Genomic DNA, 25,528 nt, shown 5'->3' on the forward strand with positions numbered 1-25,528 from the left:
GAGATGTTCTTGATGAAATTTGATTTACACACCCATCATTTCCGCTGTGGCCATGCTGACGGAACGATTAGGGATTATATCGAAGCTGGGATTGCCGCTGGATTGGGCGTTATAGGTATTTCCGATCATACTCCTTATTTCGGAGATCCATCCGATCAGGCTTTTCCCAAAATCGCAATGGCTAAATCCGAATTTGCTAATTATGTAGATGATGTTCTCTCCCTCAAAAAAGAGTACGAAGGCGTTATCGACGTACTGTTAGGCATCGAATCAGATTACTTCCCCGAACATGCTGAGATATACCGCAAGACATTATCGGCCTACCCTTTTGATTATGTGATTGGATCGGTACATAGTGTTGGTGGAGTCAGCATTTTTAACAAAGGGCGCTGGAAAAACCTTAGCAAAAATGAGAAGATCCGCGTGAAGTCTGAATATTACCGGTTGATTGCTGATTCCGCACGCAGTGGTATGTTCCAAATACTCGGACACATTGATGCGATGAAGGGAAATTATCCTGCTTTTTCCGAAATTCCTGCACCTCAGCCGATTGACGATTGTCTGCGTGTAATCAGTGAATGTGGCGTGGCCATCGAAATCAATACCTCAGGCGGAACTAAGCTGGTCGGCGGCTGGTATCCCTCTGAAGATATTCTGGAGCGGGCACTACATTTTGGCGTAGAGGTTAGTTTCGGTTCGGATGCACATAAGCCGTCCCGGGTCGCTGAGGATCGTGATGCGGTAGCTGCACAGCTCAAAGCAATAGGCTTTACACACTGGGTTTATTACAAGCAGCGCCAAAAAGTCAAAGTTTCTCTGTAATCAAGCCTAAACGCCTTCAATGTTCCTGTAAGGACGGTAAGCGTTTAAGGTAGAAATTGAATAATGCACCAAGCGTTATTGGTTTAGGGGCAAGGTTCACCCTCCGTTAAACCAATCTCAGCTTGGTGCATTTTTTTGTTTATTTACAGATTATCACAGCTAAAGCCTTGTTGTTTCAGCGTACGTTTCGCATCTCCATATTCCGGGTTGATCTCATAAAAATGAGCAATCGTATTGGTCCAATCTCTCTCCGTCATCCCCTGCTGCTGCAAGAATTCACGGTGGGTTTGATTATACGCCTCCAGGAGGCCTTGTACGTCCGGATTGTATTGCTCCTCATGAAATATAGCTTCCAGCGGCAGCCGCGGCTTCTGAGAAACCTCCTCCGCTGGGTATCCCACGCAGAGACCGACGACAGGAAATACGTACTCCGGCAGCTTCAGCAATTCAATCACACCCGCTGTGTTGCGGCGCACACCCCCAATAGGAATGATGCCCAGTCCCATGGATTCCGCCGCTGCAATCGCGTTAGACAATGAGATTCCCACATCTGTAGCTCCAACCAAAAGTGCATCCACATCTTTTACGGCTTCAAAAGACTTGCCTTCCAGCTCACTAGCTACTTTAGCTCTATAAAAATCCATGCAAAACACCAAAAAAACCGGTGCTGCCGCTACATGCTTCTGATTTCCGCACAAAACTGAAAGCTCCTCCTTACGCGCAGGATCTTTGATGGCGATTATCGATACCTGCTGTCCATGAACCCATGACGGTGCGGCTTGAGCCGATTCAATCATTGTTTGTAGCTTCTCTGGCTCCACAGGCTGGTTTGAATATTGCCGGAAAGAACGATGATTTTTTAATGTTTGTACCACTTCATTCAAAATGTTACGCCTCCTTGGTCACTCCACTCCATAGTATGTTAATCATAAACGATCAGATTCGGTACTGCCAATCACTTACGCTACTCTTTTCAAACAAAAAAATGGACCCGAATCATCGGGTCCCAAAGCAGTATATTTTTAAAAGGGGGTCATGTACTTAGTTTAACCGCACACTGTTAGAGTTTGATAACGGCATTATTTCATTTGTGTAACAATGTGAATACTTTCATTACATCGTCCAAGGATCCGACTTTGGGCATCACCCGCTCCAGCTTCATACCATTCTTGAGCATCACACGTTCCGATCTAATATTATCTCCTGTGCAGCGTCCTTCGATCCTTCTTATCCCAAGGGTATGAACACTATAGTTCAAAAACAAACCCACGGCCTCCGTCGCCAGCCCGCATCCCCACCATGCCGGGTCCAGCATATATCCTAAGGTAGCTGTGCCCTCACGGCGGTTCCAATTCTGCAAAGCCACTATACCGATCAACCGCTGCTGCCCCTTTAAATAGATCCCGGCATGCAGCGCACAAGGATCGAAGGCAAATAACATCCGGTTTACCAGCTTCTCCACCTGGGCAGATGCTGATCCAGGGCCGGAGCGTACTAGAATATGGCGCTGCACATCTGGATGGGAAAGCAGCTGCCGCAAAGCTAAAACATCCTCAGGCATGATCAGCCTCAGATCAACCGCTAAACCATGTTGTGTCTCTAACAACACTGCTCCATAGGTGCTCATCTTCTCTCCCCTTCCGTGCAGCTAAAATTCCAGCCTAATCAGCTCATGGACCGATGCAGCGTCAGAACCGTTAATTCTGGCCTACAAAATAACCGAAATGGCATGTATGTCTCTCCAAACCCTCTATTCACATACACAGGCATGGCTTTGTCTTCTGTATAATACAATCCATTTATGTATTTAAGAGATCGATAAGGCGTAAATGGCGCACCTATAAAGGGCAGGCGAATTTGTCCGCCATGACTGTGCCCGGAAAGCTGTAGATCGAATGAATAGGCCTGTGCGGTATCCGCATAATCCGGCTCATGCATCAAAAGGATGTTAAAAGTTCCTTCAGGAACACCAGTAATGGCTTTCGCTGGGTCAGGTTTACCGTGTAACAAATCATCCAGACCCGTAACCGCCATGACTGTCCCGCCTCTTTTTAGAAGGTAGGATTTATTCCTTAGCACCCGGAAGCCCGCAGACTCCAGCAGCTCGGTAACCAGTTGGGTATTCTTGTAATCATGATTGCCTAATATCGCAAATTTCCCCAATGGCGCACTTAACGCTGCCAGCACCGGTACGGCTTCAACAAGATCCTCAGGATCGCTGTCCACAATGTCACCCGTGAAGCAAATAAGATCCGGTTCAGCTTTGCTTATATGTTTAGTGAGTCGGGCCAGATCCCTGGCATCCTTATTAAATCCGAGATGCGTATCACTGAAATGAACAAGCTTCATCCCTGAAAAAGCGGACGGAAGCTCCTTAAAGCGCAAGTCCAGCTTAGTGACCTCAATCCAGTTCGGCTCTCCCTGCCATGCATATCCGCTTGTGAGCAATCCTGCGCCGATTACAGCAGCCGCACTCCGAGTCAGGAACTGCCGGCGGGTAATTGTAGACTCGCCACCAGAACGCCCCTTAGAGGTGTCCTTGTGGATCTTATCGCCATTCTTATTGGGAGAAGCCCCAGACGATTGTATCTTCATAGGGAGATTCTCCTTTCTTTACCTTTTCCCCGAAAAACAGACGGTCCAAATAATAACTTATATATTATTTCGGGCAGTTAGAACAATCCGGCATTCTTTCTCCGGAGTTTCGCTGTAAGCGCGTGCAATCCCTTTTTTTGCGATTTCTGATTTTTCAACTCGTCTCAGCATAAATGCTACTTCCAGCGTTTTTTCAAAAGGAAACGGTTCAAGCACTAACGTTGACTTATCCTGCCACTCCGCTGTGATGACACGACCTGACGTAAAACTGAAATCTTCAGTACCTGAGAACCCTTCACGCCACCATGGATGCTCCTCTGATTTCGGACACCCCGGCTCATTTAAGGCCAAATACAAGGACAGATCATCGCAGAATTCTAAAAGACGGGCATCATAATACAGCTCATCTTCCCCAATAGGCTTAGAAGCTTCAAGTTCCCGATGGATACGTGCTCTGCGCTCCTCTTCATGTTCTTGATATAAAGTAAGTTCTGGATAATCGAGTCCCGCTATCTTAATAAGCCGTTCAAAATGCAAGCTGCACAGCAACGCTCCGTACGGTGTGTGTTCCTCGATCTCATCTAATCCACGCTTATAAAAGGTCAACTTAGGCACTACAGGAAAATCAATAAAGGTGTAGGGTGCTTGCTCCGCATCATTCCAGAAAGGGGTCTCATCCAGATCAATCCAGCCCCTATCATGCTGCGCTACTGCCCACAGAACCTCTTCCCGGCGTCCTTCAGTTGGCACATGCTGCTCTTTGAACCCAATGGCCAGCTCTCCGGCAAGTTTCCCGTGATCATGCTGCTTAACCATTACAATTGCTCCATCTTGCTCCCGACAAATCACGATTATTCCTCCTTGTTCCACAGCTAACATTACGTTAACAATGGATATTATAGCATAAATTGGTCAATGTTCTGAACCTGCTCCAGCCCTGCAAGACTTTCCCGCCACAAGCAGATAAGAGAGTCTTAACCACATAAAAAAAACTACCCCCAGCGAATGGAATCCACTTTGAGGATAGCTCAATAGATAAACATTTGGCGGTACTATTAATTACACACCTAACCAACGTTTGAACATATGCTTTGTTGTTTGTTTGTTTATTTCTGCAATGGATGTCGTAAGAGGAATCCCCTTTGGACAAGCGCGCACACAGTTCTGTGAGTTACCACAGCCATCGATCCCGCCATCCTCCATCAGAGCGTCCAATCTTTCGTCAGCGTTCATTTCACCTGTAGGGTGAGCATTGAACAGACGGACTTGAGAAATGGCTGCCGGTCCGATGAAATCCGTCTTTTCGTTGACATTCGGACAAGCCTCCAAACATACGCCACAGGTCATACATTTGGATAATTCATAGGCCCACTGCCGTTTTTTCTCCGGCATCCGCGGTCCCGGTCCAAGATCGTACGTACCGTCAATCGGAATCCATGCTTTCACCCGTTTTAGCGCATTGAACATCCGGGTACGGTCAATGACTAAGTCACGCACCACCGGAAATGTCTTCATAGGCTCAATGCGTACAGGCTGCTCCAGATTGTCTATAAGTGCAGCGCAGGCTTGGCGGGGTTTGCCATTAATCACCATGGAGCAAGCTCCGCACACTTCTTCTAAACAGTTGGAATCCCAGCATACGGGAACTGTGCTGTCACCTTTGGCATTCACAGGGTTACGCTGAATTTCCATCAAAGCACTGATCACATTCATACCTGGACGATAAGGAAGTTCAAACTCCTCGACATACGATGAACTTTGTGGATCGTCCTGGCGGGTGATGATAAACTTTACGTTTTTGGGAGCTGCAGCTGTTTCCGCCATAATGGTTCCCTCCTAAAATTGCCTGATTTTATTTCATGAAGCTTGCCTCGCAAGCTATTCTGTTACTGGAAAGCATTAATCCTTCGAATAATCGCGTACCCGTGGAGGAATCAGCGAGACATCCACTTCGTCGTAGGAGATTTGTGGACCCTCTGCAGTCCAGGCTGCTTTTGTGGTCTTCAAGAACTCCTCATCATTACGATTCGGGAATTCCGGTTTGTAATGTGCACCACGGCTCTCATTCCGCATAAGCGCTCCAAGTGTCATCGCTTCGGACAGCTCAAGCATATTCCAGAGCTGGCGAGTGAAGGCCACACCTTGGTTATTCCAGCGCGATGCATCATTCATATTGATCTTGCGATAACGCTCCTTAAGCTCTTTGATTTTGCCAATGGTCGCTTCCAGCTTCGGATTGTGCCGCACCACGGTCATATTGGCGGTCATCCATTCGCCCAGTTCCTTATGGATCACATAAGCATTCTCTGTCCCAGACATCGCTAACAGAGACTCATATTTGTCCGTTTGCTTTTTGTGGAAGCTATCGAATACAGATGAAGAGATATCCTGCGATGATTTCTTCAGGCCTTTAATGTATTCAACAGCCTTTGGTCCTGCGACCATACCGCCGTAAATAGCAGATACCAGTGAGTTGGCGCCTAGACGGTTCGCTCCATGATATTGATATTCACATTCTCCGGCTGCAAAAAGACCAGGAACGTTCGTCATTTGATTGTAATCAACCCACATGCCGCCCATAGAATAGTGCACAGCCGGGAAAATCTTCATTGGTATTTTACGGGGATCATCCCCCATGAATTTTTCGTAAATTTCAATAATCCCGCCAAGCTTCACGTCCAGCTCTTTCGGATCCTTATGAGAGAGGTCCAAATACACCATGTTCTCGCCATTAATGCCCAGCCCTTGATCCACACACACATTAAAAATTTCACGTGTAGCAATATCGCGCGGCACCAAGTTACCGTAGGACGGATATTTTTCTTCGAGGAAATACCACGGTTTCCCGTCTTTATAAGTCCAGATACGGCCGCCTTCGCCACGTGCCGATTCCGACATCAGGCGGAGCTTGTCATCTCCCGGAATAGCCGTTGGGTGAATCTGGATAAATTCTCCGTTGGCATAATGTACGCCCTGTTGGTATACCGCACTTGCGGCTGTCCCTGTATTAATAACGGAGTTCGTTGTTTTGCCAAAAATAATACCCGGCCCGCCGCTTGCCAAAATAACAGCATCCGCAGGAAAAGTCTCAATCTCCATCGTCTTAAGATTTTGGGCACTGATGCCACGGCATACACCTTCGTCGTCGATGATAGCTGAAAGGAACTCCCAGTTCTCGCGTTTAGTTACGAGACCTTCAGCTTCCCAGCGGCGCACCTGCTCATCCAACGCGTACAGCAGCTGTTGGCCTGTTGTCGCGCCGGCAAAAGCTGTACGGTGCCGCTTCGTTCCGCCGAAACGACGGAAGTCGAGCAGGCCTTCCGGCGTACGGTTGAACATAACGCCCATCCGGTCCATAAGGTGAATGATACCTGGCGCAGCTTCACACATTGCCTTAACCGGCGGCTGATTCGCCAAAAAGTCACCGCCATAGACGGTGTCATCAAAATGCTCCCAAGGGGAGTCGCCCTCACCTTTGGTATTTACAGCGCCATTGATGCCGCCTTGCGCACATACGGAGTGTGATCTTTTTACAGGAACTAATGAGAATAAATGGACATGCGCACCGGCTTCCGCTGCCTTGATGGTAGCCATCAGGCCGGCCAGGCCGCCGCCCACGATAATGATATCGGATGTTGCCATGATAGTTCACTCCTTTTATCGAAAATATCAGAAAGGATTCTTAAATTAAATGAAGGTCTTTATGGACTGGGCAATGGTTGCTGCGGTTTGAAATTCACTGTCACGGAAAGTAACCAGCGAAATCAGGAACATGAAAGTTACTAATACAAATATGCCAAGACAGAGGTAAGAAGATACCCGCTGTGCACGTGGACCTACGGTAATTCCCCAGCTGATCAAGAAAGACCAGAGACCGTTCGAGAAGTGGAAGCATGCAGCAACGATACCGATAATATACAGTGTCAGCAGAAGTGGCTGAGTCACGATATCATGCATCAGACCGCCTAATTCTTCGTGCTCCACATTACCCACTGCCACCTGAACCCGTGTTTGGAACAAGTGCCAGACGATAAAGATGAAGGTAACAATACCTGTAATCCGTTGCAGGGTGTAACGCCAGTTTCTTTCAATGTTGAAACGGTTCAAGTTCGGCTTGGATTGATACGCAATATAAAGTCCGTATACCCCATGGTACAGCAGTGGAAGCCATATACCGAACAATTCCAGGAAGAAGACGAGCGGCAGGCTGTTCAGCCATAACACGCTGTCAGTGAAACCGGAAGCGCCACCCTCTACAGCCGCAAAATTCGTCATCATGTGCTCAATGAAGAAGGCTCCAAGTGGGATAACGCCTAGCAAGGAATGAATCTTTCTGGAATAAAATCCTTTCATACAAAGTAACCCCTTTCCGATTAAAACAGCGTTTTCATTAATGGGTATTCACCGCCGGAACTACATTTGACACAGGATAACGTTGACAATCCAATGACATAATTCCTTAATTTACCGTTATCCTAGAGTTTACCGGACTTAGTTTTATTTTTCACAAAATGTGAATATCTTGTGTCACTTTTCATGTTACTCTTTTTTCGCTTATAAGGGAATTGCAATCTAATTATTAAACGTTATACAATAAACGCATAAGAATAGATTTTATATGATAATAATTCTCATTTATCAAAACAACATTTTCCGACATAACCTGATTTTCCTTATGTAATAAGAACAGTTACTCTTACGGCTATGAATTTCATCACTACTGATCGTACATCGCATTAGGAGAGGAACTCAATTATGTTTGACGATTTAGATGTTTTTGCAGCAGTTGTGGAACATTCCAGCTTAAACCGGGCCTCACGCCAGCTCAATCTATCCCAGCCCGCCTTGTCTCGCAAAATTTCTAAACTCGAGGAACGTCTGGGGGTCGCACTGTTTAATCGTTATGGCAAACGACTGGAGTTAACCGAGGTTGGGCGTCTCACTTATTCCTATGCGCTTGAACAACGGCAGCAGCGTTCCAAGTTTCTGGAAGCCCTTTCTAAATTCAAAGAGGGGGAGCCAAGGCTTGTCACCTTGGGGGCTAGTCTTACCTCTCTGCAGACCACGCTTCCGCCGCTGGTAAACGCTTATATGGATAAATATCCGACTGCAGAGCTGAAGCTGATCACAGGCCGAACGCATGAGATCGTATCCTCAGTTAGTGAGGGAAAATCAGATGTAGGTCTGATCGCTTCCTCTATTCAAGAACCCGGGTTACGCTGCATTTCTCTGTTTGAGGATCAACTGCGACTGGTCGTCTCAGAGCAGCATCCTTTAAATTTATCTTCCAAGCTAACCATGGATCATCTATCCCGGCTGCCTATGATTCTCTTCTCAAAGGGGACCTGGTACCGGCGTCTGACGGACGATCTATTCCAGCGCTGCGGGATTGATCCCGATGTGCGTATGGAGATTGACTCCTTCGAAGCCATCGTGCGGCTGCTTCCGACTGTCAAAGCGGCTGCGTTACTGCCAAAGTCTTATCTGCGTCCAGAGCTGCTGAACGGCGGCGGGCTGGTGTCCTTACATATCAAGGAGCTGGAGCAGACTCAAAGGACCACCTGCCTGATTTACCGTGACGATGGAAGCATGAGCACGGCGGCTCGCAGTCTGGTGCAAGTTACCGAAGAGATGTTTCTGACAGAACGTGAGCAGTAAAGCCGGACCAAATGAATCAAGGTGCGCACCTAGTGATCTCCAAATGAGGCAATAACTGAAGCACTTATAGCGTAATTAGGGAATTTCTCCCTGAAATTTAGAGATTTCTGTTCAGCAGACTTAAAATTAGGGAAAACTTCCCTAATTTTCGGCTGATTCAGTAACTAATAAAGGAATCCCTCTGTTTATTAGGGAGGAATTCCCTAATGTCGTTCATTTAGAGCGAATAGCGGCTATTTTTAGGGAGGTTTTCCCTAATTAGTTCACACCCACTCTATACATCGTACAAACAAAGAACGCATATCGCCCATATTCCACCGTCACAGATACCACAAATCATCTACTACAGCCGTACGAATATCACACCTAACAAATCATCCACCGCCCAAACCAATATCTTAGAACACTACGCGTGGTCTATAGTCATATGGCATAGTAAAATCCATTACGTTTCCTACTCTTTACTCCATAAAAAAGAAGCTGCCCCCAAGTAGAATTCACTACTTTTGAGTCAGCTTCTTTTCCTATGATTCTTGGTTCACAACTTCACTCTCAAAACGGTCAATACTTTCATTAGGACCAATGAGTACCATAACATCGCCTTCACTCAAATAATCATGGGCGGTTGGAGCGACGATTATTCCACTTTCCCTATTTAGGGCAACAATACTGCAGCCATATTTAGCTCTTGTGTTTAAATCAGACAAACTTCTGCCGTTCATGCAGGACGGTACGGTCAGCTCGACAATTTTATAATCCTTGGACAGTTCAATATAATCCAGCAAATTGGGCGTCACCAGCTGGTGTGCCACACGAATCCCCATATCCCGCTCCGGAAAAATAACCCGATCAACCCCCAGCCGCGACAGTGCGCGGCCATGAAGGATGGAGATTGCCTTAGCCACCACTTGCTTGACTCCAATCTCCTTCAACAAAATGGCCGCCAGAATGCTTCTCTCCATATTGTCACCAATCGCAACAATCCCACAATCAAAGTTCCGTACACCAAGCGAGCGCATAATCCCCTCATCTGTAGCATCTGCTACTACCGTATGCGTCAACTGATCGCTCATTTCCTCCACGCGTTCTTCATGGTGGTCAATGCCGAGCACCTCGTAGCCCATTTCCATCAGCTCAAGCGCCAGGCTTGAACCGAAGCGACCTAAGCCGATTACTACAAATTGCTGTGCTTTCATTTCTAATTAACTCCTATCCAATAATTATTTTACCTTCCGGATACTTATACAATGGTTTACCCTGTTTGGGACCGAGTGCATACGCTAAGGTTAGTGGACCTAGCCGACCTGCAAACATCGTCAGACAGAGTAGAATCTTACCGATCGCTGACAGTTCCGGAGTTAGCCCCATAGTCAGTCCTACCGTAGCAAAGGCGGAGGTCGTCTCAAACAAGATTGCCAAGAAATTACTGTCTTCAGTTGTGGAGAGTATCATCGACACAGAGGCGATTAACAACAAAGCCAGCAGCGTGATCGTTAATGCCTTGTAGATGCGCTCCTGAGCCAGCCGATAACGGAACAACACAACATCTTCCCGTCCACGCAGCATAGCAATTACAGCACCAATCATCATCGTAAAGGTTGTTGTCTTGATCCCGCCGCCCGTTGAGCCCGGAGAAGCACCAATAAACATAAGAATCACTATAAAAAATTGTGTAGCCTGCCGAAGTCCAGCAATATCAACTGTGTTCGCGCCAGCCGTACGGGGAGAAACGGATTGAAAGAAGGCCGATAATATTTTACCGCCAAAATTCAGTGAACCCAGGGTACGAGTGTTAGTAAACTCGAATATAAAAATAACCAGAGCTCCGATCAGAATCAGCCCTGTACTGGTGGACAGGACAACTTTACTATGTAGAGACAGCCTGCGGGTTACCCGAAACTCCACCAGATCTGACATTACAATAAAACCAATCCCGCCGGAGACAATCAGAAACATCACAATAATATTCACAAGCGGATCATATACGTAATCAGTTAAACTGCGAAAATCCCCAAAAATATCGAACCCCGCATTATTAAACATAGACACCGCATGAAATATGCCATAATAAATCGCTTTTCCCAACGGCATATCAAAAGCCCAGCGAATAGACAGCAGCAAAGCGGCACAGCCTTCTATGACAAGAGAATATATAAGGACTCTCCGGATCAGTCGCACAATTCCTTCCATAGAGCCTTGATTCATGGCTTCCTGTAGGATTAGCCTGTCCCGCAAAGATATTTTACGCTTTAACACCAGTGAAAATAGAGTGGCCATGGTCATAAACCCTAAGCCGCCGATCTGGATTAGGACCATAATTACGGTTTTCCCAAAAATCGTGAACGAAGTTCCGGTATCCAGCACAACAAGCCCTGTTACACAGGTTGCCGAAGTTGAAGTAAATAATGCATCAATAAATTTCACGGAATTCCCGCTTGTGCTTGAGATGGGGAGCATAAGCAGCAAGGCCCCTATCAAAATAATCGATGCAAAACCCAGCACCAGTATCTGCGGCGGCGAGAGCTTTAGAAACTTAAATTCAGAAATCCTGCGAAACTGTGAAGCCATTTGCTCACCTTCTTATCAAAAATTCCAACAAAAAAAGCACTGGAAAACCAATGCTGACTTGGTTCCTGCAGTAAATTAGCCTACGAGGTTAGCTGACGGATTCGGACTATGCAGGCTGCCCTATTCGTTCCCAGAACGAAATTCACCCCTGATGAAAGTGCCATTTATCGTGTACACTCCACTTTTCATCACTTCTTATGGTTCCCCCGTTTTCACCAGAAATTCGGCTACTATACAATTGCATACAAATTATATACGTTATTTAGTGAATTCACAAAGACACAATTAATGCTCATTCACATGAAAAAATGCGGTTTAAAGAGACTGCATCAAAAGGAGTGCCTTTTCTCATCACTTTTCCGTGTTTTCCCTGCAATTACACCGATTCTCACCATTCATGCTGAAATGAACACGATAAAATTCATGGTATAAATTCACATGGCTATTCTATACTATCTCTATTACCCATAAAAAGAACATATAATGATTTTTGTAACCAACCAGGCACTAATACTATAATGGAACATAACATTGTCAGTACATAACAAGGAGGCGTTACATGAATCCCGTCGGCCAGCCCTTACAGCAACGTGCCCTCTCCAAGAGGCTCATCATCTCGGGCATTATCGGTCTTATTCTATTTATTATGTTTCAGATTTCCCCTTCACTGCTTAGTAGCCCTACAGGTGAAGATACCACCGTCATTAGCAAGGCAGAAGCCCGTGACCAAGCCATATTATTTGCAGAACAAAAGCTCAACTACACCGAAGCACCAAACGATCAATGGAATGTACTTTACGAGACGGACTCTTCCTTTTATGGTTATATGTCTCGCGAGAAGCTTGTGGAGGACTACACCAAGAAAAAACTGGATCAAAAATATCCTTTTGATGTCTTTCGTGCAACGCTTACTCCGTCAGCGGAGCAAGAGCCGCAAATCATTGTTGACCTCAATATGTATAACGGTAAGATTGTCGCTTTCTCAAAGGCTGCAAAAGTTGCCTCTGAAGAGGGGTCAGGCATCGCTTCCGTTGGTGCAAAAGAGGACAAGGGAGCTGACCTCACTCTAGCGCAGAAGGAGAATCTTGCTCGTCCTTGGCTTCAGGAATGGGAAGTAAATCCTGCCAAGCTACAAATTGAATCGAATACAGGAAGCCATGGGCTAGTGTATACGGATAGTACTGTTCAGGTCGGCGAATCCTTATTGCACTATTATTTTGATTTCAGTGGAGAGCAGGTATCCAGCTTTAATGCCGGCTTCACTGCACCGGCTTGGCATACCTCCTATGTACAAGGACAGACCTCTTTAGCGGAAAAGCTAACATTATTCGGTTACGGTATACCCACACTGATTTTAGGAATTCTGGCACTCGTCTACAGTATTCTTAGAAGAGAGCACACTTCCTTTAAACGTGGAGTATTCCTAAGCTCAGCCTATTTTGTAATCATGATGATCAGCACCTATAATATGCTGCCTGAATCTACGGGCGAAGGGCTAGAAGCACAGATTACCTCTGTCATTATGTTTATCATTTATGCTTTGTACAGCCTGCTGATGTCCTCCTTGCTCTACTTCTCTTTAGTGGGCGGCAATGGCCTATGGCGAAAAGAGGAAGGCATGAACCCTTGGCCCCGCGCCAAAGAGCCCGGCTATGGACAATATGTGTTGGACAGTATCCGGGCTGGTTACATCTGGGCTTTCGTTCTGCTAGGGGTGCAGACGGTTATGTTCATCATATTATCGTTTACCTTGCACAATTGGTCTACTACAGACGCCACCCAATCTCCTTATAACATGAGATATGCTTGGCTTCTGCCTATCGTCGCATGGCTCGCTGGTTTATCTGAGGAAGCCATTTATCGCTTTTTCGGAATTCCTATGCTGAAAAAAGTGTTCCGGAACACTTTTGTCGCTTGCTTGATCACCACGCTGGTTTGGGCGTTTGGCCATACGTTATATCCGATCTATCCCATCAGCTCCCGTCCCATTGAGCTGACCGTAATCGGGCTGCTGTTCAGTTATATTTTCCTTCGTTACGGATTTATTGCTGTCATGTTCAGCCACGTCGTGTTTGACAGCATCCTGATGGGCGCTACGCTGATCTTTATGAAGGAGAGCGTAAATGTAGGCGCGGGTATCTTCGCGATTATTATGCCGTTCATAGTCGCTTACATCGTCTATCGATTTAACCCACCACAGAAACCTAAGCAGGTGGAGCCGTCTTCTTTGATTTAAGAAAATAAAAGAGTGTACATCCTATAACCAAATTTAAAAAAGGGGATCATAGCAGCTTTAGTCGCTGCTGTGATCCCCTTTTTCTTTTGTCACCATTGCTATGAGGTTGGCTCTTCATCCTTGAGCGCATCAAGAATTTGTCTTGCCAGCTTTTCTCCAATAGAAAGTGTACGGAAATCATCCACGGAGGCTTCTTTAATTTTCTTAAGCGATCCGAAATGCTTTAGTAGCGCTTTACGGCGCTTCTCACCTATACCAGGTATAGAGTCCAGCTTGGAGGTAACCATGGACTTCCCGCGCTGTTCACGGTGGAAGGTGATCGCGAACCTATGGACCTCATCCTGAATCCGTTGCAAAAGGTAAAATTCCTGACTGTCCCGGGCTAGCGCGACAGGCTCTGGCGGATCTCCAACCAAAAGCTGAGCCGTCTTATGCTTATCATCCTTAACAAGGCCGCAGACCGGAATGAATAATCCCAGCTCATTCTCCAGAATATCAATAGCAGAGGAGATTTGCCCTTTCCCTCCATCGACCACAATAAGATCCGGTATCGGAAGATTCTCCTTCAATACCCGTTCATATCGCCGCCGAATGACCTCGCGCATCGTTCCATAATCATCCGCACCCACTACCGTACGAACCTTATATTTACGATACTCTTTTCGTGCAGGCTTGCCATCAATGAAGACGACCATCGCTGAGACCGGGTTAGTCCCCTGAATGTTCGAGTTATCGAACGCCTCAATACGGCTCAAGCGTTCAAGCCCCAAGCTCTCTCCTAAGCTGATCGCTGCTCCAGAGGTACGCTCTTCATCCCGTTCAATCAGCCGGAATTTCTCGTCGATAGCCACTCTTGCATTTTGACAAGCCATGCCAACCATCTGCTTCTTAAGACCGCGTTGTGGTACAAGCACCTTAATGCCCAGCCACTCCTGCAGAATGGAGGCACCGCCAGCGGCATCCACGATCCCTGCTGCCGCAGCTTCCTCAGCCGCCGTCGCACGTGCCTCAGCCTCTTCAGCCGATTCAGGAGTATCTTCACCCTGTTGTAAATCCGCTTCTGCTGGAGCAGCTATGGCGATCTCGGGTTTAGTCTCTTTATTTACCAGAGACTCCTCATCGAGCACATCCGGCAGCAGAATCTCCTGCGGCAAAGCGGGATTATCACTGTAATACTGCGTCACATAAGACATAAAGTCACTGTAGGCTTCACCATAAAACGGGAACACGGAGGAATGGCGCTGAATCATCTTCCCTTGTCTCATGTACAGAATCTGCACACACATCCATCCCTTGTCTACAGCATAACCAAATACATCCCGGTCCTTAGTATCTGTAGTGTTGATCTTCTGCTTCTCCATCAATGCATCGATATGGATAATCTGATCCCGCAGTTCCTTCGCCCGCTCAAAATATAATTCCTCAGCAGCTTCCTGCATTTTTTGCTGTAAATCCTTTTTAACCGCCTCATGACCTCCGCCTAGAAAAGCAGCGATGTCCTGCGTAATCTGCTCATACTCGGATTTCTGAACCTCCTTCTCACACGGTGCCAGACACTGGCCCATGTGATAATAAAGACAGACCTCCTTTGGCATCACGCCGCATTTACGAAGCGGGTACATACGATCTAGGAGCTTTTTTGTCTGCTGAGCAGCATAAGCATTAGGATAAGGGCCAAAATATTTTGCTTTATCTTTAATCACCCGGCGTGTAACCTCAAGGCGCGGGTGAGTTTCATTCGTTATTTTTATATAAGGAAACGTCTTGTCGTCTTTCAAAAGCACATTATAACGCGGCATATGTTTCTTAATTAGATTACACTCTAGAATGAGCGCTTCCATGTTACTGGACGTAACGATGTATTCGAAATCAGCAATATTAGCGACAAGCCGCTGCGTTTTACCATTATGACTGCCTGTAAAATAAGACCGCACCCGATTCTTGAGTACTTTCGCTTTGCCCACATAAATAATAGTGCCTTCCTGATTCTTCATCAGATAGCAACCAGGCAGATCGGGTAGTAGTGCCAGTTTATTGCGGATATTGTCCAAAATGATCCCCTCCAGCTAAATTGGACCCATGATTAGTTGGCATTCAGCACACAAAACGCCTCCGGAATGAACCGAAGGCGCTGAGTGGCAGGGCCGAGGCCCGAACAGTAGCATCTATCAATTATTGATGTTTTGCTACGATATTTTTCAGGGATTCTTTGGAGTTCAGTCCCACAACTTTATCTACCGGTTGACCGTCTTTGAAGAAGATCAGAGTTGGGATACTCATAACACCAAAACGGGAAGCCGTTTCCGGATTCTCATCCACATTCAATTTTGCAATTTTCACGTCGTCTCCCAGCTCTGTGGACAATTCATCCAAGATTGGAGCGAGCATTTTACAAGGACCACACCAAGGAGCCCAGAAGTCTACTACTACAGTACCTTGACCTTCCACTTCGTTACTGAAGGATTGGTCAGACACGTTCACGATAGCCATGATATTGTTCCTCCTTTAAGTTTTGCGAAGCATTACGCACATCTTAAGCCAAAGCTTAGTTCATGGAAGCTGCTCCGAAATATGAGTTAATAAATTGTTTCATGTAATATGATAACCAAATTACCACTTACCGACACATTACAAGTATAACATATCTTTATGGGATATGTGAAATATCACTCGCAATTATATTGCCTTCAATGTATTTTTTTTACGCACTCTTTTCTTTACAACCTCCCCAGCATTTCGGTATACTTAAAGAAAGCGCATTAATTGTCAATGACTTATTTCATAAACTAATGTCAATTTGCATCTAATAATACAGGGCTTGTCCCTGTAAGGAGGCAGAAACTATGGATGTTAACGCGCAAGTACGGGACCCACGAGAACATATCAACGAAGAACCCCGCAATGATCTTGGGGATTTAATGACCGGATTTTTCGGAATGACCACGTTTATGACGGTTGTCTTTTTCGGAATGGTCATCCTTAAGTTCATTCTCTCGGAGTAAAGGAATCATCGCACAATAAAAAGAAGCTGTCTCAAAAGTAGTGAATGCTACTTATGGGGCGGCTTCTTTTTTTGAGAATAATGAGGGAAAAAGCGGCGTTTGAGTTAGGATAACTAAAGAAAACGAAGAGCAGCCATCCTCCAATAAAAGGAGAACCACTGCTCTTTAGAATTTTACATTATGAATATTTCAGGCTTATCTATTGGCCCCTCGCTGATTCTCCCCATGCAGTGGAAGAACATCCACAAAAGGAGCAATGCGATCCATTAGCCGTTGGCCTTTATAGACCTCTTCACCATCTTTGCTCGTAAAGCTAAGATGTTTCTCCAAGCCATCCAACGGATAATTCGAGGTGTAAAAGGTTGGTTTGCGGTTCATCCGATAATTTAAGATCGCCCCAAGTACATGATCACGAGCCCAAGGATTCAGATTTTCCGCACCAATGTCATCAAAAATAAGTAAATCGCAGTTTTTCATCGTATCGACAGTTTCCTTCATCTTCTGGCCATCCATCATGATCGATTTCAAGTCCTCTATAAAGTCTGGCATGTATACGATCACTCCGGTATATCCAGCAACAGCAAGCTCATGCAGCAAATAACACATCAAAAAAGTTTTGCCTGTTCCAAAAGAGCCATGTAAATAAATGCCGCGTGAAGTCAGGCCTTCCTCTTTAACATTCGTGATATAATCAAATATTTTATTCACAGCCGAGACCCGGCGCGGGTCTTTGCCCATAATATCTATCTCATCATAACCGCCGTTAAGTACACGCTCGTCCACATAAAAGCTACGAATACGTTTGCGGATGTTATCCTGATTATCTTGTGCCACTTTAAGTCGGCATGCCGTCTTGCGTTCATATAGATCCACTGAACCATTCACAGTTTCTACCGTTAGTTTACTATAATGGCCAGGAAAATCATTTGGACACTTCTCTAGTCCTGGGCAGTTCGCACAGTTTCGGCTTTCCTCTACATATTGATACAGGCGACTCATATGAAGCCGCAGTCGTGATTCGTCCAGTTCAGGATGTTCGGACTGTAATGCCTTCACAAGTGGATGATTGAATAACCCCTGTTCAAGATCGCGTTGACGCTGCCGTAGAGTTGGATTGTTGATCGAACGAAGTACATCGCCCATAGACTCCATTGTTCCACCTCTCTTTCATTAAGGCGTTTGCGATACGCCTTTTTTCTTACTGGCCTTAATTTCTGCCGCTTTCTTCATCATCGCCGCGAATTCCTCTTCCGATACTGTTCCAGCACTTCCATCATCCAGCACAATCGGAATTTCCGGTTTATTAGAGCGGCCTGTATTTTTGGCATAAGAACGTGATCGTGTTCCTCCAGCCGTATTAGCCGTTGTCCCCTTGCCCTTCACTTTGGACTGATCTCTAATATATCTTACAGCCTTCTCGTAGGTGTTCACTTGTTTAACCAGCATATTGGAGGCGATAGCCTCTACAAAATTGCGGTTCATCCGCTGTTCTCCACCCGAGGCTACCATAGTCATTAAATAATGAATGAGTACATTAATTACTTCACCGCTCAGCTTATAGTTCAGATCTATTTTCTCGAACATATCCATCAGATGGCTGGGCACTGCACCCGGGAAAAAGGTTTGTAGCAGTCTCGTATAAGGTTCGTTCCGCAGCATCATATTATATTGGTGAATGTCACATTTGGACAAAAATTGTGGCGGTACTTCTACATAATACTCCATCTCAACAGATTGCTCTGGTGGTGCTATAGAATCATCATTCTCTTCGGTCGCACTGGACCGGATAGAAACAACTTTCGCAGCTGCAATTTCACGTTTTTCCTGTCGTTTCATATCTTGCCTGAAATGTTGGCTCGCTTTATATTGCAACGCATCCAGCATGACCTCGCCCTCCGGTGAGAACACTCCATCCTCATCCAGCAAACGACATAAATCCTGCGGACTCAGTTCGTATTTATGAGCAACATAGTTAATTACACCCATTTGAGTATGGTCAAAGCGCAGTTTTTCTACATGAGCCCGATTCACAGACTCCCGTGGAAAACGCAAAATAATGTCACTATATCCGATTGCCTGCTCTCCGGATTCAAGCGTGCCGGGCTGTCGAACAGAGGCTACCTCTGCCAAAGCTTGCTCCAGCTCATAATCAATGACATGTGTATTAAGTTGAAAAATATCATAAAAAGGCACGGAAATATTCTCTTTGCCTATAGATCTGCGGCTCCACTCTTCCGGCTCGCGATTCCAGAACTGTTCCCGTAAGGACAGCACAGCAAATTTGCCAATCTTATCACGTAACAGCAAGGTTAAATGCTGAGTGGCAAAAAAGTCGGCTGGCGATAGCGGCGGCATTAGCTCATATTCATATAAATAATCATCTGTTTCCGGCACATAGATTCGACAGGTCTGCAACAGACCCACTGCTTCTAACCGGGAAGCCTGATCAATTAAATATTTGCGGCCTTTCTCATTGGGCTCAACACCCAAAGTCATAAATAGCCTGCGCTGTTGCTCCACTCCAGAATAGCCAATGCTATCTGCTGGCACATGTTCAACCAGCAAGCGATAGAAACTGATTGCAAAGGCTCCTACCATAGGTTGATATACAGAGCTAAGCATACGTCCATCTATAACACTAAGACCAAATTCGCGGGAAACGCAGTACCGATGATGTTCGGTGAAATGATGTAAGTTACTCATCCGCATCTACGGATACCCCCTTGTTTACACGAATTCATACAGGATTCTATTCTATCACAAATTAACATAGCGAAAATGTAAATAAACTCCCAATTTCGACTCTTTTCGCAATATAATCAACTTCTTCTTACGAATATCTACCTCTATTAAACAAGAAGAAACGGCTTCGCCGACCTCTAAAGAGGAAGGTATCCCGTTTCTCGCAGAAATATAAGACTGATTCATAACATAGGCTCTTTCAAATCTTTAAAACATCTTGTAACCGCCAAAGCGCAGCTTTTGAATGGTCCATCCACTAAGTATAGCACCTGCAAGACCAGCGACACCTGTAAGATAATCAACAAAGTGGAAACTGGAGAGATGCTCCCAGAGCGACATCGCGTTTCTATCCCAAATAGAATAGATTACGACGGGTAGAATAATAAGTACGAATAGATAAGCGGGAAACCAGGTTGTCTTCATTAACATGTTAAGAATAAAGCCGATACCAAACATCATCACAAAGAATAAAACGGCTAGGATAAACACTGGAATAAATCCCATCTTACCGTCTCCACCCCTTTCTATAAAGAAGCGCACATCTTTTACAAGCTAGTAGTAAGTTTACTAGAAAAAATGTCACGAAGCAATGAACTTTATTCAAATTCACGCACTAATTCGCACACTTACAGGATGCCTCCGTTTGCTCTTGGCGGCTTGATTGCGATACAATGCAAGTAGATTAATCAGATCATACATAGCCTATGAAGCAGATGCTTCGTAAGACTAAGTTTATGCTTCAATTGCGAGTTTTACGCGATGTTATTTCAGCGAGGCTTATGCTTCGTAAAACTTTTAAGGAGTGAGATCATGATCGAAGCCGCTTTGACACTGGAAGGCTGGTATGCACTGCATGACTTCCGCTCTCTGAACTGGACCGCTTGGACGGCAGCAGATGATGAAGAACGTGCCGTTGCCCTGGAAGAACTACATGCTTTTATGCAGGAGTGGAGCCCTGTTGAGGAAGCTAAAGAAGGCAGCACCGCAGTATACTCCATAGTGGGCCAAAAGGCCGATTTTGTAATGATGTTTTTGCGCGAAAGCCTAGAAGCTTTGAACCAACTTGAGACCGCCTTTAACAAAATCGCTTTTGCTCAATATACAACCAAAGCTTATTCATATGTAAGTATTGTTGAATTAAGCAACTACGCTGCTGGTGGCAGTGGCAGCGACGGTAGCGATCCTATGCAGAATCCGCATGTTGCCGCACGTCTAAAGCCTATTTTACCGCAAGCGAAACACATCTGTTTCTATCCTATGAACAAAAAACGCGAGCTTGCCGATAACTGGTACATGCTTGATATGGACAAACGCCGGGAGCTCATGGCTTCACACGGGTTAATTGGACGTTCATATGCAGGTAAAGTGAAGCAAATTATTACCGGCTCCGTCGGTTTTGATGACTGGGAATGGGGCGTAACTCTGTTCGCTGAAGATGCACTGCAATTCAAAAAGCTGGTATACGAAATGCGTTTTGACGAAGTAAGTGCTCGCTACGGCGAATTCGGACCTTTTTATGTCGGCAATCTGCTGACTGAAGAATCTTTTGAAGAAATGCTCAAGCTGTAACAACAAAAAAAGGGTGTGTCTCCAGTTCGCATGGAGACACACCCTTTTTAACTGCCATATCATTAGATTAAGACACCGAAGTTCCTGAATCCTCGTCTTCTTTATCCTCATCATCTTCACGTAAACTTTCCAGATATTCAGCCGTGGCCCGATCCCGAGCGCGCCCTTTATCCTTCAGACGTTCGATACCAGGGAGAATGAGCAGATCAATTTCCTTCTGAACGATATAAGCCAGATCATACTGGTTCTGATCCTCCAGATAAGATCCAACCCCTATCAGTCCGTTATAACGGTCCAATTCTTCACGAGTCAGCAGTCCGCGTACCTGTACGCTGCAATGGCGCATATTATAAGAATCTTCCTTTTTTCAGAACCAGCGGAATTCCGCCGATAATGAACAAGTAGCGCATATCTACAACTTTTTTCAACTGAGCTGCAGTCCAGCCCTTGTAAGTTTTGCTGCCTACTACAGCGATTCCTTGGCCTTTGCCTAGGGAAGCTACGGTTCCTTTATTGCTGAATGCGAATTTCTTCGGCTGTTGATTCCGGATTGCCGCCACCAAATTATGCGCACAGCATTCACCCTGCTGCATAGCAATTTGAGCGGTTGGCGGGTAAGGGCGTCCTTCCGGATTAATCATAAGGGAGCCATCACCAATAATGAAGATATTCTCTTGGCCCGGTGCACGTAGATATTCATCTACCTTCACGCGCCCACGCATAGCTTCAAATCCGGCAGCCTCAATAAGACGATTGCCACGGATTCCGCCTGTCCAAATAATTGTGGAGGCTTTGATTTCTTCGCCGGATGCCAGAATTACCCCGTTTGGCAGACACTCCTTGATCGCAACACCCATCTTGAAGGTAACTCCCTTTTTGGTGAGCAAGTCCATCGCATACTCAACAAGCTCAGGAGCAAAACCAGGCAGTGCTGTCGGAGCAGCCTCTACGTTATATATATTAACCATACTTGGATCAACGTCATATTCTTTACACAATCCAGGGATACGGTCAGCTAATTCAGCTACAAATTCGATACCGCTAAAGCCGGCACCACCGACAACAAAATTAATATGCTCCTGAGCATTGTTCTCGTTCTTGTACTTAGCGAATTGATATTCAATATGCTCGCGAATTAAACGAACGGAATTGATGCTCCGGATTGTCAGTGCGTATTTATCAAGTCCAGGAATACCAAATGTTTCAGGTTCTCCACCTAAAGCAATGACAAGATAATCATACGATAGGGTACCATCCTCCAAAATAATCTTTTTCTGCTGAGTACGAATTTCCTGAACAGATGACTTCACGAGGTCGATCTTGAATTCATCGATTAGTTTCGAAATGGACACCCGAGTGTGTTCAATACTGTCCGTACCCGCCGCAGGCATATGTAGATGGGTAGTAAAATAGTGGTACTCGTGACGGTTTACAAGCGTGACATCCGCTTCATTATAATTCAAAGCCTTCTGCAAGCGCTGTGCGGTCAAAATACCCCCATAGCCCGCGCCTAAGATAACGATTTTGGGAATACTACTCATGTTCCGGCTCCTTCCAAGAGGTAAATCTGTCTTTGTATTTTTTATTGAAACAATGTACGGTCCTTTTTGTGAATTTATACACTTATATTTAGAAGAAATTCCAATCAAACTTGAAGCATTTCTAAATTGACCATATCCATTGTAAACCTTAGTGTAGCATTAATCAAACATTAAAATACTAAAAAACGTCACACTTTTATTGACTTCTAAAGTCTTTCTTTGCAGGTATGTGTCACAATGATTATAATAAGTAGGTACACAAGTATGGCAAAATGAATATATCAACTCGGAGGTGTAATATCCCGTGACCCAAGAGCAATCCAGCGTTCCTATGAGCGACCTTTTAATCATAGGTGGCGGGCCAGCTGGCATGTTTGCCGCATTTTACGGCGGAATGCGTCAGGCATCAGTAACCCTTATTGAAAGTATGCCCCAATTGGGGGGACAACTTGCTGCCCTTTATCCAGAAAAATACATTTATGATGTGGCAGGTTTTCCAAAAGTAACAGCACAAGAATTGGTCGACAACCTGTCTCGGCAAATGGATATGTTCCAATCCAATATCCGGCTGGAGGAGAAAGTGATTTCTGTTCAAAAACGGGACGAACGTCATTTTGTGGTTACAACCGATGTAGCCGAATACCACAGTAAGGCGATCATCATTACAGCTGGTGTAGGTGCATTTGAACCTCGTCGTTTGGAATTACCCAACGCTGGACGTTTTGAAAAAGCAAACCTCCATTATTTTGTAAATGATCTAAATGCCTTTAAAGATAAAAAAGTTCTGATCAGCGGTGGCGGTGACTCTGCAGTTGACTGGGCGCTCATGCTGGAACCCATCGCTGAACAGGTAACCCTGATTCACCGCCGGGATAAATTCCGTGCGCATGAACATAGCGTTGAGAACCTGATGGCTTCCAAGGTTAACGTAGTTACCCCTACTGAAATTACAGAGCTGCATGGTGATGAGTTCATTACCAAGGTTACATTGTCAAATATCAAGACCAAAGAAACTCAAGAAATTGAAGTGGACAGCGTTATTGTAAACTTCGGATTCATCTCTTCCCTAGGTCCTATTGCCGAATGGGGTATTGAGATTGAAGGGAACTCCATTGTTGTTGACTCACGTATGGAAACAAGCATTCCAGGCATATTTGCTGCCGGCGACATCACAACTTATCCTGGTAAGCTGAAGCTGATTGCTGTAGGATTTGGCGAAGCTCCAACGGCTGTGAATAATGCTAAGGTGTACATTGATCCAGAAGCGAAGCTTTCACCGGGTCACAGCAGTAATATGAAACTCTAAATCTATTAACACAATAAAAAAGGGTATTCTTACAGGCCTGTTAATAACAGCCTGTGAGGATACCCTTTTATGTTTGTTTGTGCCTCGCGGTTTTATATATGTAGCCTGCTACAAAGTTATCCTTTGCGCTTTTTAATGAAGAACCGCATGTACTGGAGAGTGTAAGTTTCGTTTGCGAATTTCAACGAGTAGAAGAGCGATGAAATCATGCTCTAGTTGCAGCTCTATTGCTCTATGGTAAGAGTCAAGCAGCATCTCATCCGACAATTCAACCATAAACTTCATCTACCTTTCCTTTATTTGGATCTGAATCTATCATATCAAACTATCATTTTTCGAACAAGCGTTCGCGTTATCCACAAGTACATGTGGAAATCCTGTGTATAAAATGTGTGTAAGCGTTGTAAAGGTACTAGCTACACAGTGGACTATGGGGATAATAGTTATACACAGGATTGAACCACTTGTATACAGCAAAAAATATATTTTTATTGTAAATAAATTACAATGTTATTTACCCCAAAAGAACGCAACTAAACGCAATTTTATCTTACTACTCTATTATCGTCAATTCTTAAAATAATTGTTAATTTATTGAGGTCTTGTGTTAACCTCCAGAATCCATATTTTCCCTGAATAATCCACAGCATAATCAAAGCCCAGCTCACCTATTCCCGGAAAATGCCGTTCCATAATTCCGATACATACATGGGTTAGTCTTCGCATTTCTGCTTTCTTCGCTGAAGCTTTAATCCGCGGCAACGATCTACGAAGTCCTTCACGACATGATAGCATCGTTCCCCCTTTACAAAGATTGGTTACGAACAGACCTGGCCGAGCCAATCTCCCTACCATGGAGCGAAATTCCCAAACCTCACCATTCTTAACTACTTTGACCCGATAATCAATAGGCCGCCCGCCGATTCTAGCCAGGGAAATCCCTTGTTGGATCAAATATCTGCGTCTTGCCTTCACAGTATTAAGCGCACGTCTCATGGATCCAAAATCCTTGTAAATTCGAGTTCTGTCCATATAGGTGAATCCATAACCGCGACTATCCCGAAAAACTTTGATTACACCGTAACCCCCGCCACCCACAATAGGTTTAATGACAACATTTCCATATCTACGAAGCATTGCCAGGAGCGTTTCTGCCCTGTACCCCCTTGTCATTGGGATATAGGGTGCAACCCGAGCGTCGGTCAGCAACGCCTCTGTCTTCAGCCACTTACTGGCCAATTGTCTTCCTGCCATCGTCCTTTCCCTCCCTTCACATTCCAGCCTACCCTATACATTACTCAGAGAAGGTCTCGCCCTCTTGTATGATTGTCCGTGTAAGATGCCGCTCTTAGCAAAAAGGGCTTAGTGTTTAGCACAGCATCAGTCGACAGCGATAGGGTACAACCGCGGATTTTGTAGATTCAATTCTCAAAAAATTCGACAAGATTATCTTAATGGATGAGTTCACTATAACTAGAATAATCTTCAA

General features: G+C 45.2%; 24 protein-coding genes and 1 riboswitch. Of the genes, 6 read left to right on the top strand and 18 right to left on the bottom strand.

Annotated elements, in window-relative coordinates:
• Nucleotides 1-12 precede the first annotated feature (12 nt).
• Complete coding sequence (locus MHH60_RS23295) at nucleotides 13-822, top strand: histidinol-phosphatase (protein ID WP_076134201.1); 810 nt, start codon at nucleotides 13-15, stop codon at nucleotides 820-822.
• A gap of 143 nt (nucleotides 823-965) precedes the next feature.
• On the opposite strand, the gene MHH60_RS23300 is transcribed toward MHH60_RS23295, so the two are convergent.
• The 7 genes from MHH60_RS23300 to MHH60_RS23330 all read right to left on the bottom strand — a co-directional run bounded on the left by MHH60_RS23300 (nucleotide 966) and on the right by MHH60_RS23330 (nucleotide 7,770).
• Complete coding sequence (locus MHH60_RS23300) at nucleotides 966-1,697, bottom strand: NADPH-dependent oxidoreductase (RefSeq protein WP_256715078.1); 732 nt, start codon at nucleotides 1,695-1,697, stop codon at nucleotides 966-968.
• A gap of 209 nt (nucleotides 1,698-1,906) precedes the next feature.
• Complete coding sequence (locus MHH60_RS23305) at nucleotides 1,907-2,449, bottom strand: GNAT family N-acetyltransferase (protein ID WP_076134198.1); 543 nt, start codon at nucleotides 2,447-2,449, stop codon at nucleotides 1,907-1,909.
• A gap of 38 nt (nucleotides 2,450-2,487) precedes the next feature.
• On the bottom strand, nucleotides 2,488-3,417 hold the full coding sequence (locus tag MHH60_RS23310; protein WP_081388911.1) for a metallophosphoesterase: 930 nt from the start codon (nucleotides 3,415-3,417) through the stop codon (nucleotides 2,488-2,490).
• A gap of 57 nt (nucleotides 3,418-3,474) precedes the next feature.
• On the bottom strand, nucleotides 3,475-4,266 hold the full coding sequence (locus MHH60_RS23315; RefSeq protein WP_076134197.1) for a DUF3891 family protein: 792 nt from the start codon (nucleotides 4,264-4,266) through the stop codon (nucleotides 3,475-3,477).
• Nucleotides 4,267-4,476: 210 nt separating this feature from the next.
• Nucleotides 4,477-5,241, bottom strand: coding sequence for a succinate dehydrogenase iron-sulfur subunit (gene sdhB, locus MHH60_RS23320; protein WP_036679800.1), 765 nt, complete (start codon nucleotides 5,239-5,241; stop codon nucleotides 4,477-4,479).
• Nucleotides 5,242-5,316: 75 nt separating this feature from the next.
• Nucleotides 5,317-7,059, bottom strand: a complete 1,743-nt coding sequence (sdhA, locus tag MHH60_RS23325) for a succinate dehydrogenase flavoprotein subunit (protein ID WP_076127961.1) — start codon at nucleotides 7,057-7,059, stop codon at nucleotides 5,317-5,319.
• Nucleotides 7,060-7,104: 45 nt separating this feature from the next.
• On the bottom strand, nucleotides 7,105-7,770 hold the full coding sequence (locus MHH60_RS23330; protein WP_036679804.1) for a succinate dehydrogenase cytochrome b558 subunit: 666 nt from the start codon (nucleotides 7,768-7,770) through the stop codon (nucleotides 7,105-7,107).
• 402 nt (nucleotides 7,771-8,172) lie between these two features.
• On the opposite strand from MHH60_RS23330, the gene MHH60_RS23335 reads away from it, so the two are divergent.
• Nucleotides 8,173-9,075 (top strand): LysR family transcriptional regulator, encoded by a 903-nt coding sequence (locus MHH60_RS23335; protein ID WP_076134195.1) that lies wholly within the window; start codon nucleotides 8,173-8,175, stop codon nucleotides 9,073-9,075.
• A gap of 524 nt (nucleotides 9,076-9,599) precedes the next feature.
• Here MHH60_RS23335 and MHH60_RS23340 read toward each other — a convergent pair.
• Both MHH60_RS23340 and MHH60_RS23345 read right to left on the bottom strand, forming a co-directional pair.
• Complete coding sequence (locus tag MHH60_RS23340) at nucleotides 9,600-10,271, bottom strand: potassium channel family protein (protein WP_036679808.1); 672 nt, start codon at nucleotides 10,269-10,271, stop codon at nucleotides 9,600-9,602.
• A gap of 13 nt (nucleotides 10,272-10,284) precedes the next feature.
• The gene (locus tag MHH60_RS23345) at nucleotides 10,285-11,643 is read right to left on the bottom strand and encodes a TrkH family potassium uptake protein (RefSeq protein WP_076134194.1); all 1,359 of its coding nucleotides are present in this window, start codon (nucleotides 11,641-11,643) and stop codon (nucleotides 10,285-10,287) included.
• A 61-nt stretch (nucleotides 11,644-11,704) separates the two neighbouring features.
• A riboswitch (cyclic di-AMP (ydaO/yuaA leader) is annotated at nucleotides 11,705-11,882 on the bottom strand.
• A 320-nt stretch (nucleotides 11,883-12,202) separates the two neighbouring features.
• Between MHH60_RS23345 and MHH60_RS23350 the strand changes: the two genes are divergently transcribed.
• Entirely contained in the window at nucleotides 12,203-13,879 is a 1,677-nt protein-coding gene (locus tag MHH60_RS23350; RefSeq protein WP_076134193.1) for a CPBP family intramembrane glutamic endopeptidase, read from the top strand.
• A gap of 98 nt (nucleotides 13,880-13,977) precedes the next feature.
• Here MHH60_RS23350 and uvrC read toward each other — a convergent pair whose 3' ends face one another.
• On the bottom strand, nucleotides 13,978-15,930 hold the full coding sequence (uvrC, locus tag MHH60_RS23355) for an excinuclease ABC subunit UvrC (RefSeq protein ID WP_269473518.1): 1,953 nt from the start codon (nucleotides 15,928-15,930) through the stop codon (nucleotides 13,978-13,980).
• Between the two features lie 121 nt (nucleotides 15,931-16,051).
• Complete coding sequence (trxA, locus tag MHH60_RS23360; RefSeq protein WP_036679814.1) at nucleotides 16,052-16,369, bottom strand: thioredoxin; 318 nt, start codon at nucleotides 16,367-16,369, stop codon at nucleotides 16,052-16,054.
• A 353-nt stretch (nucleotides 16,370-16,722) separates the two neighbouring features.
• On the opposite strand from trxA, the gene MHH60_RS23365 reads away from it, so the two are divergent.
• Entirely contained in the window at nucleotides 16,723-16,881 is a 159-nt protein-coding gene (locus MHH60_RS23365) for a YqzM family protein (protein ID WP_094902239.1), read from the top strand.
• A gap of 195 nt (nucleotides 16,882-17,076) precedes the next feature.
• Here MHH60_RS23365 and dnaI read toward each other — a convergent pair whose 3' ends face one another.
• The 3 genes from dnaI to MHH60_RS23380 all read right to left on the bottom strand — a co-directional run bounded on the left by dnaI (nucleotide 17,077) and on the right by MHH60_RS23380 (nucleotide 20,127).
• On the bottom strand, nucleotides 17,077-18,033 hold the full coding sequence (dnaI, locus tag MHH60_RS23370) for a primosomal protein DnaI (RefSeq protein WP_076134190.1): 957 nt from the start codon (nucleotides 18,031-18,033) through the stop codon (nucleotides 17,077-17,079).
• Between the two features lie 18 nt (nucleotides 18,034-18,051).
• A complete protein-coding gene (locus MHH60_RS23375; RefSeq protein ID WP_076134189.1) occupies nucleotides 18,052-19,590 on the bottom strand; it encodes a DnaD domain protein in 1,539 nt (512 codons plus the stop codon).
• 240 nt (nucleotides 19,591-19,830) lie between these two features.
• On the bottom strand, nucleotides 19,831-20,127 hold the full coding sequence (locus MHH60_RS23380) for a YuiB family protein (protein ID WP_036685224.1): 297 nt from the start codon (nucleotides 20,125-20,127) through the stop codon (nucleotides 19,831-19,833).
• A 306-nt stretch (nucleotides 20,128-20,433) separates the two neighbouring features.
• Between MHH60_RS23380 and hemQ the strand changes: the two genes are divergently transcribed.
• Nucleotides 20,434-21,192, top strand: coding sequence for a hydrogen peroxide-dependent heme synthase (hemQ, locus tag MHH60_RS23385; RefSeq protein WP_036685226.1), 759 nt, complete (start codon nucleotides 20,434-20,436; stop codon nucleotides 21,190-21,192).
• A gap of 67 nt (nucleotides 21,193-21,259) precedes the next feature.
• On the opposite strand, the gene MHH60_RS23390 is transcribed toward hemQ, so the two are convergent.
• Together MHH60_RS23390 and MHH60_RS23395 are read right to left on the bottom strand one after the other, a co-directional pair.
• Nucleotides 21,260-21,538, bottom strand: a complete 279-nt coding sequence (locus MHH60_RS23390) for a hypothetical protein (RefSeq protein WP_076134188.1) — start codon at nucleotides 21,536-21,538, stop codon at nucleotides 21,260-21,262.
• Nucleotide 21,539: 1 nt separating this feature from the next.
• Nucleotides 21,540-22,733 carry an NAD(P)/FAD-dependent oxidoreductase gene (locus MHH60_RS23395; protein ID WP_036685230.1) on the bottom strand — a complete coding sequence of 398 codons (1,194 nt, stop codon included), beginning with the start codon at nucleotides 22,731-22,733 and terminating at the stop codon, nucleotides 21,540-21,542.
• 331 nt (nucleotides 22,734-23,064) lie between these two features.
• Here MHH60_RS23395 and MHH60_RS23400 point away from each other — a divergent pair, with 331 nt between their 5' ends.
• Entirely contained in the window at nucleotides 23,065-24,039 is a 975-nt protein-coding gene (locus MHH60_RS23400; protein WP_076134261.1) for an NAD(P)/FAD-dependent oxidoreductase, read from the top strand.
• 132 nt (nucleotides 24,040-24,171) lie between these two features.
• Here the strand turns inward: MHH60_RS23400 and MHH60_RS23405 are convergent, their stop codons facing one another.
• The gene (locus tag MHH60_RS23405; protein ID WP_036685584.1) at nucleotides 24,172-24,315 is read right to left on the bottom strand and encodes a sporulation histidine kinase inhibitor Sda; all 144 of its coding nucleotides are present in this window, start codon (nucleotides 24,313-24,315) and stop codon (nucleotides 24,172-24,174) included.
• Between the two features lie 315 nt (nucleotides 24,316-24,630).
• Nucleotides 24,631-25,293 carry a YheC/YheD family protein gene (locus MHH60_RS23410; RefSeq protein ID WP_076127972.1) on the bottom strand — a complete coding sequence of 221 codons (663 nt, stop codon included), beginning with the start codon at nucleotides 25,291-25,293 and terminating at the stop codon, nucleotides 24,631-24,633.
• Nucleotides 25,294-25,528 lie beyond the last annotated feature (235 nt).

It is taken from the genome of Paenibacillus sp. FSL H7-0716, assembly GCF_038002705.1.
GTDB classification, from domain to species: Bacteria; Bacillota; Bacilli; order Paenibacillales; family Paenibacillaceae; genus Paenibacillus_AQ; species Paenibacillus_AQ odorifer.

What these genes read in the sequence shown, in the direction of transcription:
- MHH60_RS23380 (WP_036685224.1), bottom strand. Translation starts at nt 20,127, where the DNA reads ATGGGATTTATTCCAGTGTTTATCCTAGCCGTTTTATTCTTTGTGATG.
- MHH60_RS23390 (WP_076134188.1), bottom strand. Translation starts at nt 21,538, where the DNA reads ATGCGCCATTGCAGCGTACAGGTACGCGGACTGCTGACTCGTGAAGAA.
- MHH60_RS23365 (WP_094902239.1), top strand. Translation starts at nt 16,723, where the DNA reads ATGGATGTTAACGCGCAAGTACGGGACCCACGAGAACATATCAACGAA.
- MHH60_RS23400 (WP_076134261.1), top strand. Translation starts at nt 23,065, where the DNA reads ATGAGCGACCTTTTAATCATAGGTGGCGGGCCAGCTGGCATGTTTGCC.
- MHH60_RS23310 (WP_081388911.1), bottom strand. Translation starts at nt 3,417, where the DNA reads ATGAAGATACAATCGTCTGGGGCTTCTCCCAATAAGAATGGCGATAAG.
- MHH60_RS23375 (WP_076134189.1), bottom strand. Translation starts at nt 19,590, where the DNA reads ATGCGGATGAGTAACTTACATCATTTCACCGAACATCATCGGTACTGC.
- MHH60_RS23410 (WP_076127972.1), bottom strand. Translation starts at nt 25,293, where the DNA reads ATGGCAGGAAGACAATTGGCCAGTAAGTGGCTGAAGACAGAGGCGTTG.
- sdhB (WP_036679800.1), bottom strand. Translation starts at nt 5,241, where the DNA reads ATGGCGGAAACAGCTGCAGCTCCCAAAAACGTAAAGTTTATCATCACC.
- MHH60_RS23405 (WP_036685584.1), bottom strand. Translation starts at nt 24,315, where the DNA reads ATGGTTGAATTGTCGGATGAGATGCTGCTTGACTCTTACCATAGAGCA.
- MHH60_RS23345 (WP_076134194.1), bottom strand. Translation starts at nt 11,643, where the DNA reads ATGGCTTCACAGTTTCGCAGGATTTCTGAATTTAAGTTTCTAAAGCTC.
- hemQ (WP_036685226.1), top strand. Translation starts at nt 20,434, where the DNA reads ATGATCGAAGCCGCTTTGACACTGGAAGGCTGGTATGCACTGCATGAC.
- trxA (WP_036679814.1), bottom strand. Translation starts at nt 16,369, where the DNA reads ATGGCTATCGTGAACGTGTCTGACCAATCCTTCAGTAACGAAGTGGAA.
- sdhA (WP_076127961.1), bottom strand. Translation starts at nt 7,059, where the DNA reads ATGGCAACATCCGATATCATTATCGTGGGCGGCGGCCTGGCCGGCCTG.
- MHH60_RS23335 (WP_076134195.1), top strand. Translation starts at nt 8,173, where the DNA reads ATGTTTGACGATTTAGATGTTTTTGCAGCAGTTGTGGAACATTCCAGC.
- MHH60_RS23305 (WP_076134198.1), bottom strand. Translation starts at nt 2,449, where the DNA reads ATGAGCACCTATGGAGCAGTGTTGTTAGAGACACAACATGGTTTAGCG.
- MHH60_RS23340 (WP_036679808.1), bottom strand. Translation starts at nt 10,271, where the DNA reads ATGAAAGCACAGCAATTTGTAGTAATCGGCTTAGGTCGCTTCGGTTCA.
- dnaI (WP_076134190.1), bottom strand. Translation starts at nt 18,033, where the DNA reads ATGGAGTCTATGGGCGATGTACTTCGTTCGATCAACAATCCAACTCTA.
- MHH60_RS23395 (WP_036685230.1), bottom strand. Translation starts at nt 22,733, where the DNA reads ATGAGTAGTATTCCCAAAATCGTTATCTTAGGCGCGGGCTATGGGGGT.
- MHH60_RS23295 (WP_076134201.1), top strand. Translation starts at nt 13, where the DNA reads ATGAAATTTGATTTACACACCCATCATTTCCGCTGTGGCCATGCTGAC.
- MHH60_RS23350 (WP_076134193.1), top strand. Translation starts at nt 12,203, where the DNA reads ATGAATCCCGTCGGCCAGCCCTTACAGCAACGTGCCCTCTCCAAGAGG.
- MHH60_RS23330 (WP_036679804.1), bottom strand. Translation starts at nt 7,770, where the DNA reads ATGAAAGGATTTTATTCCAGAAAGATTCATTCCTTGCTAGGCGTTATC.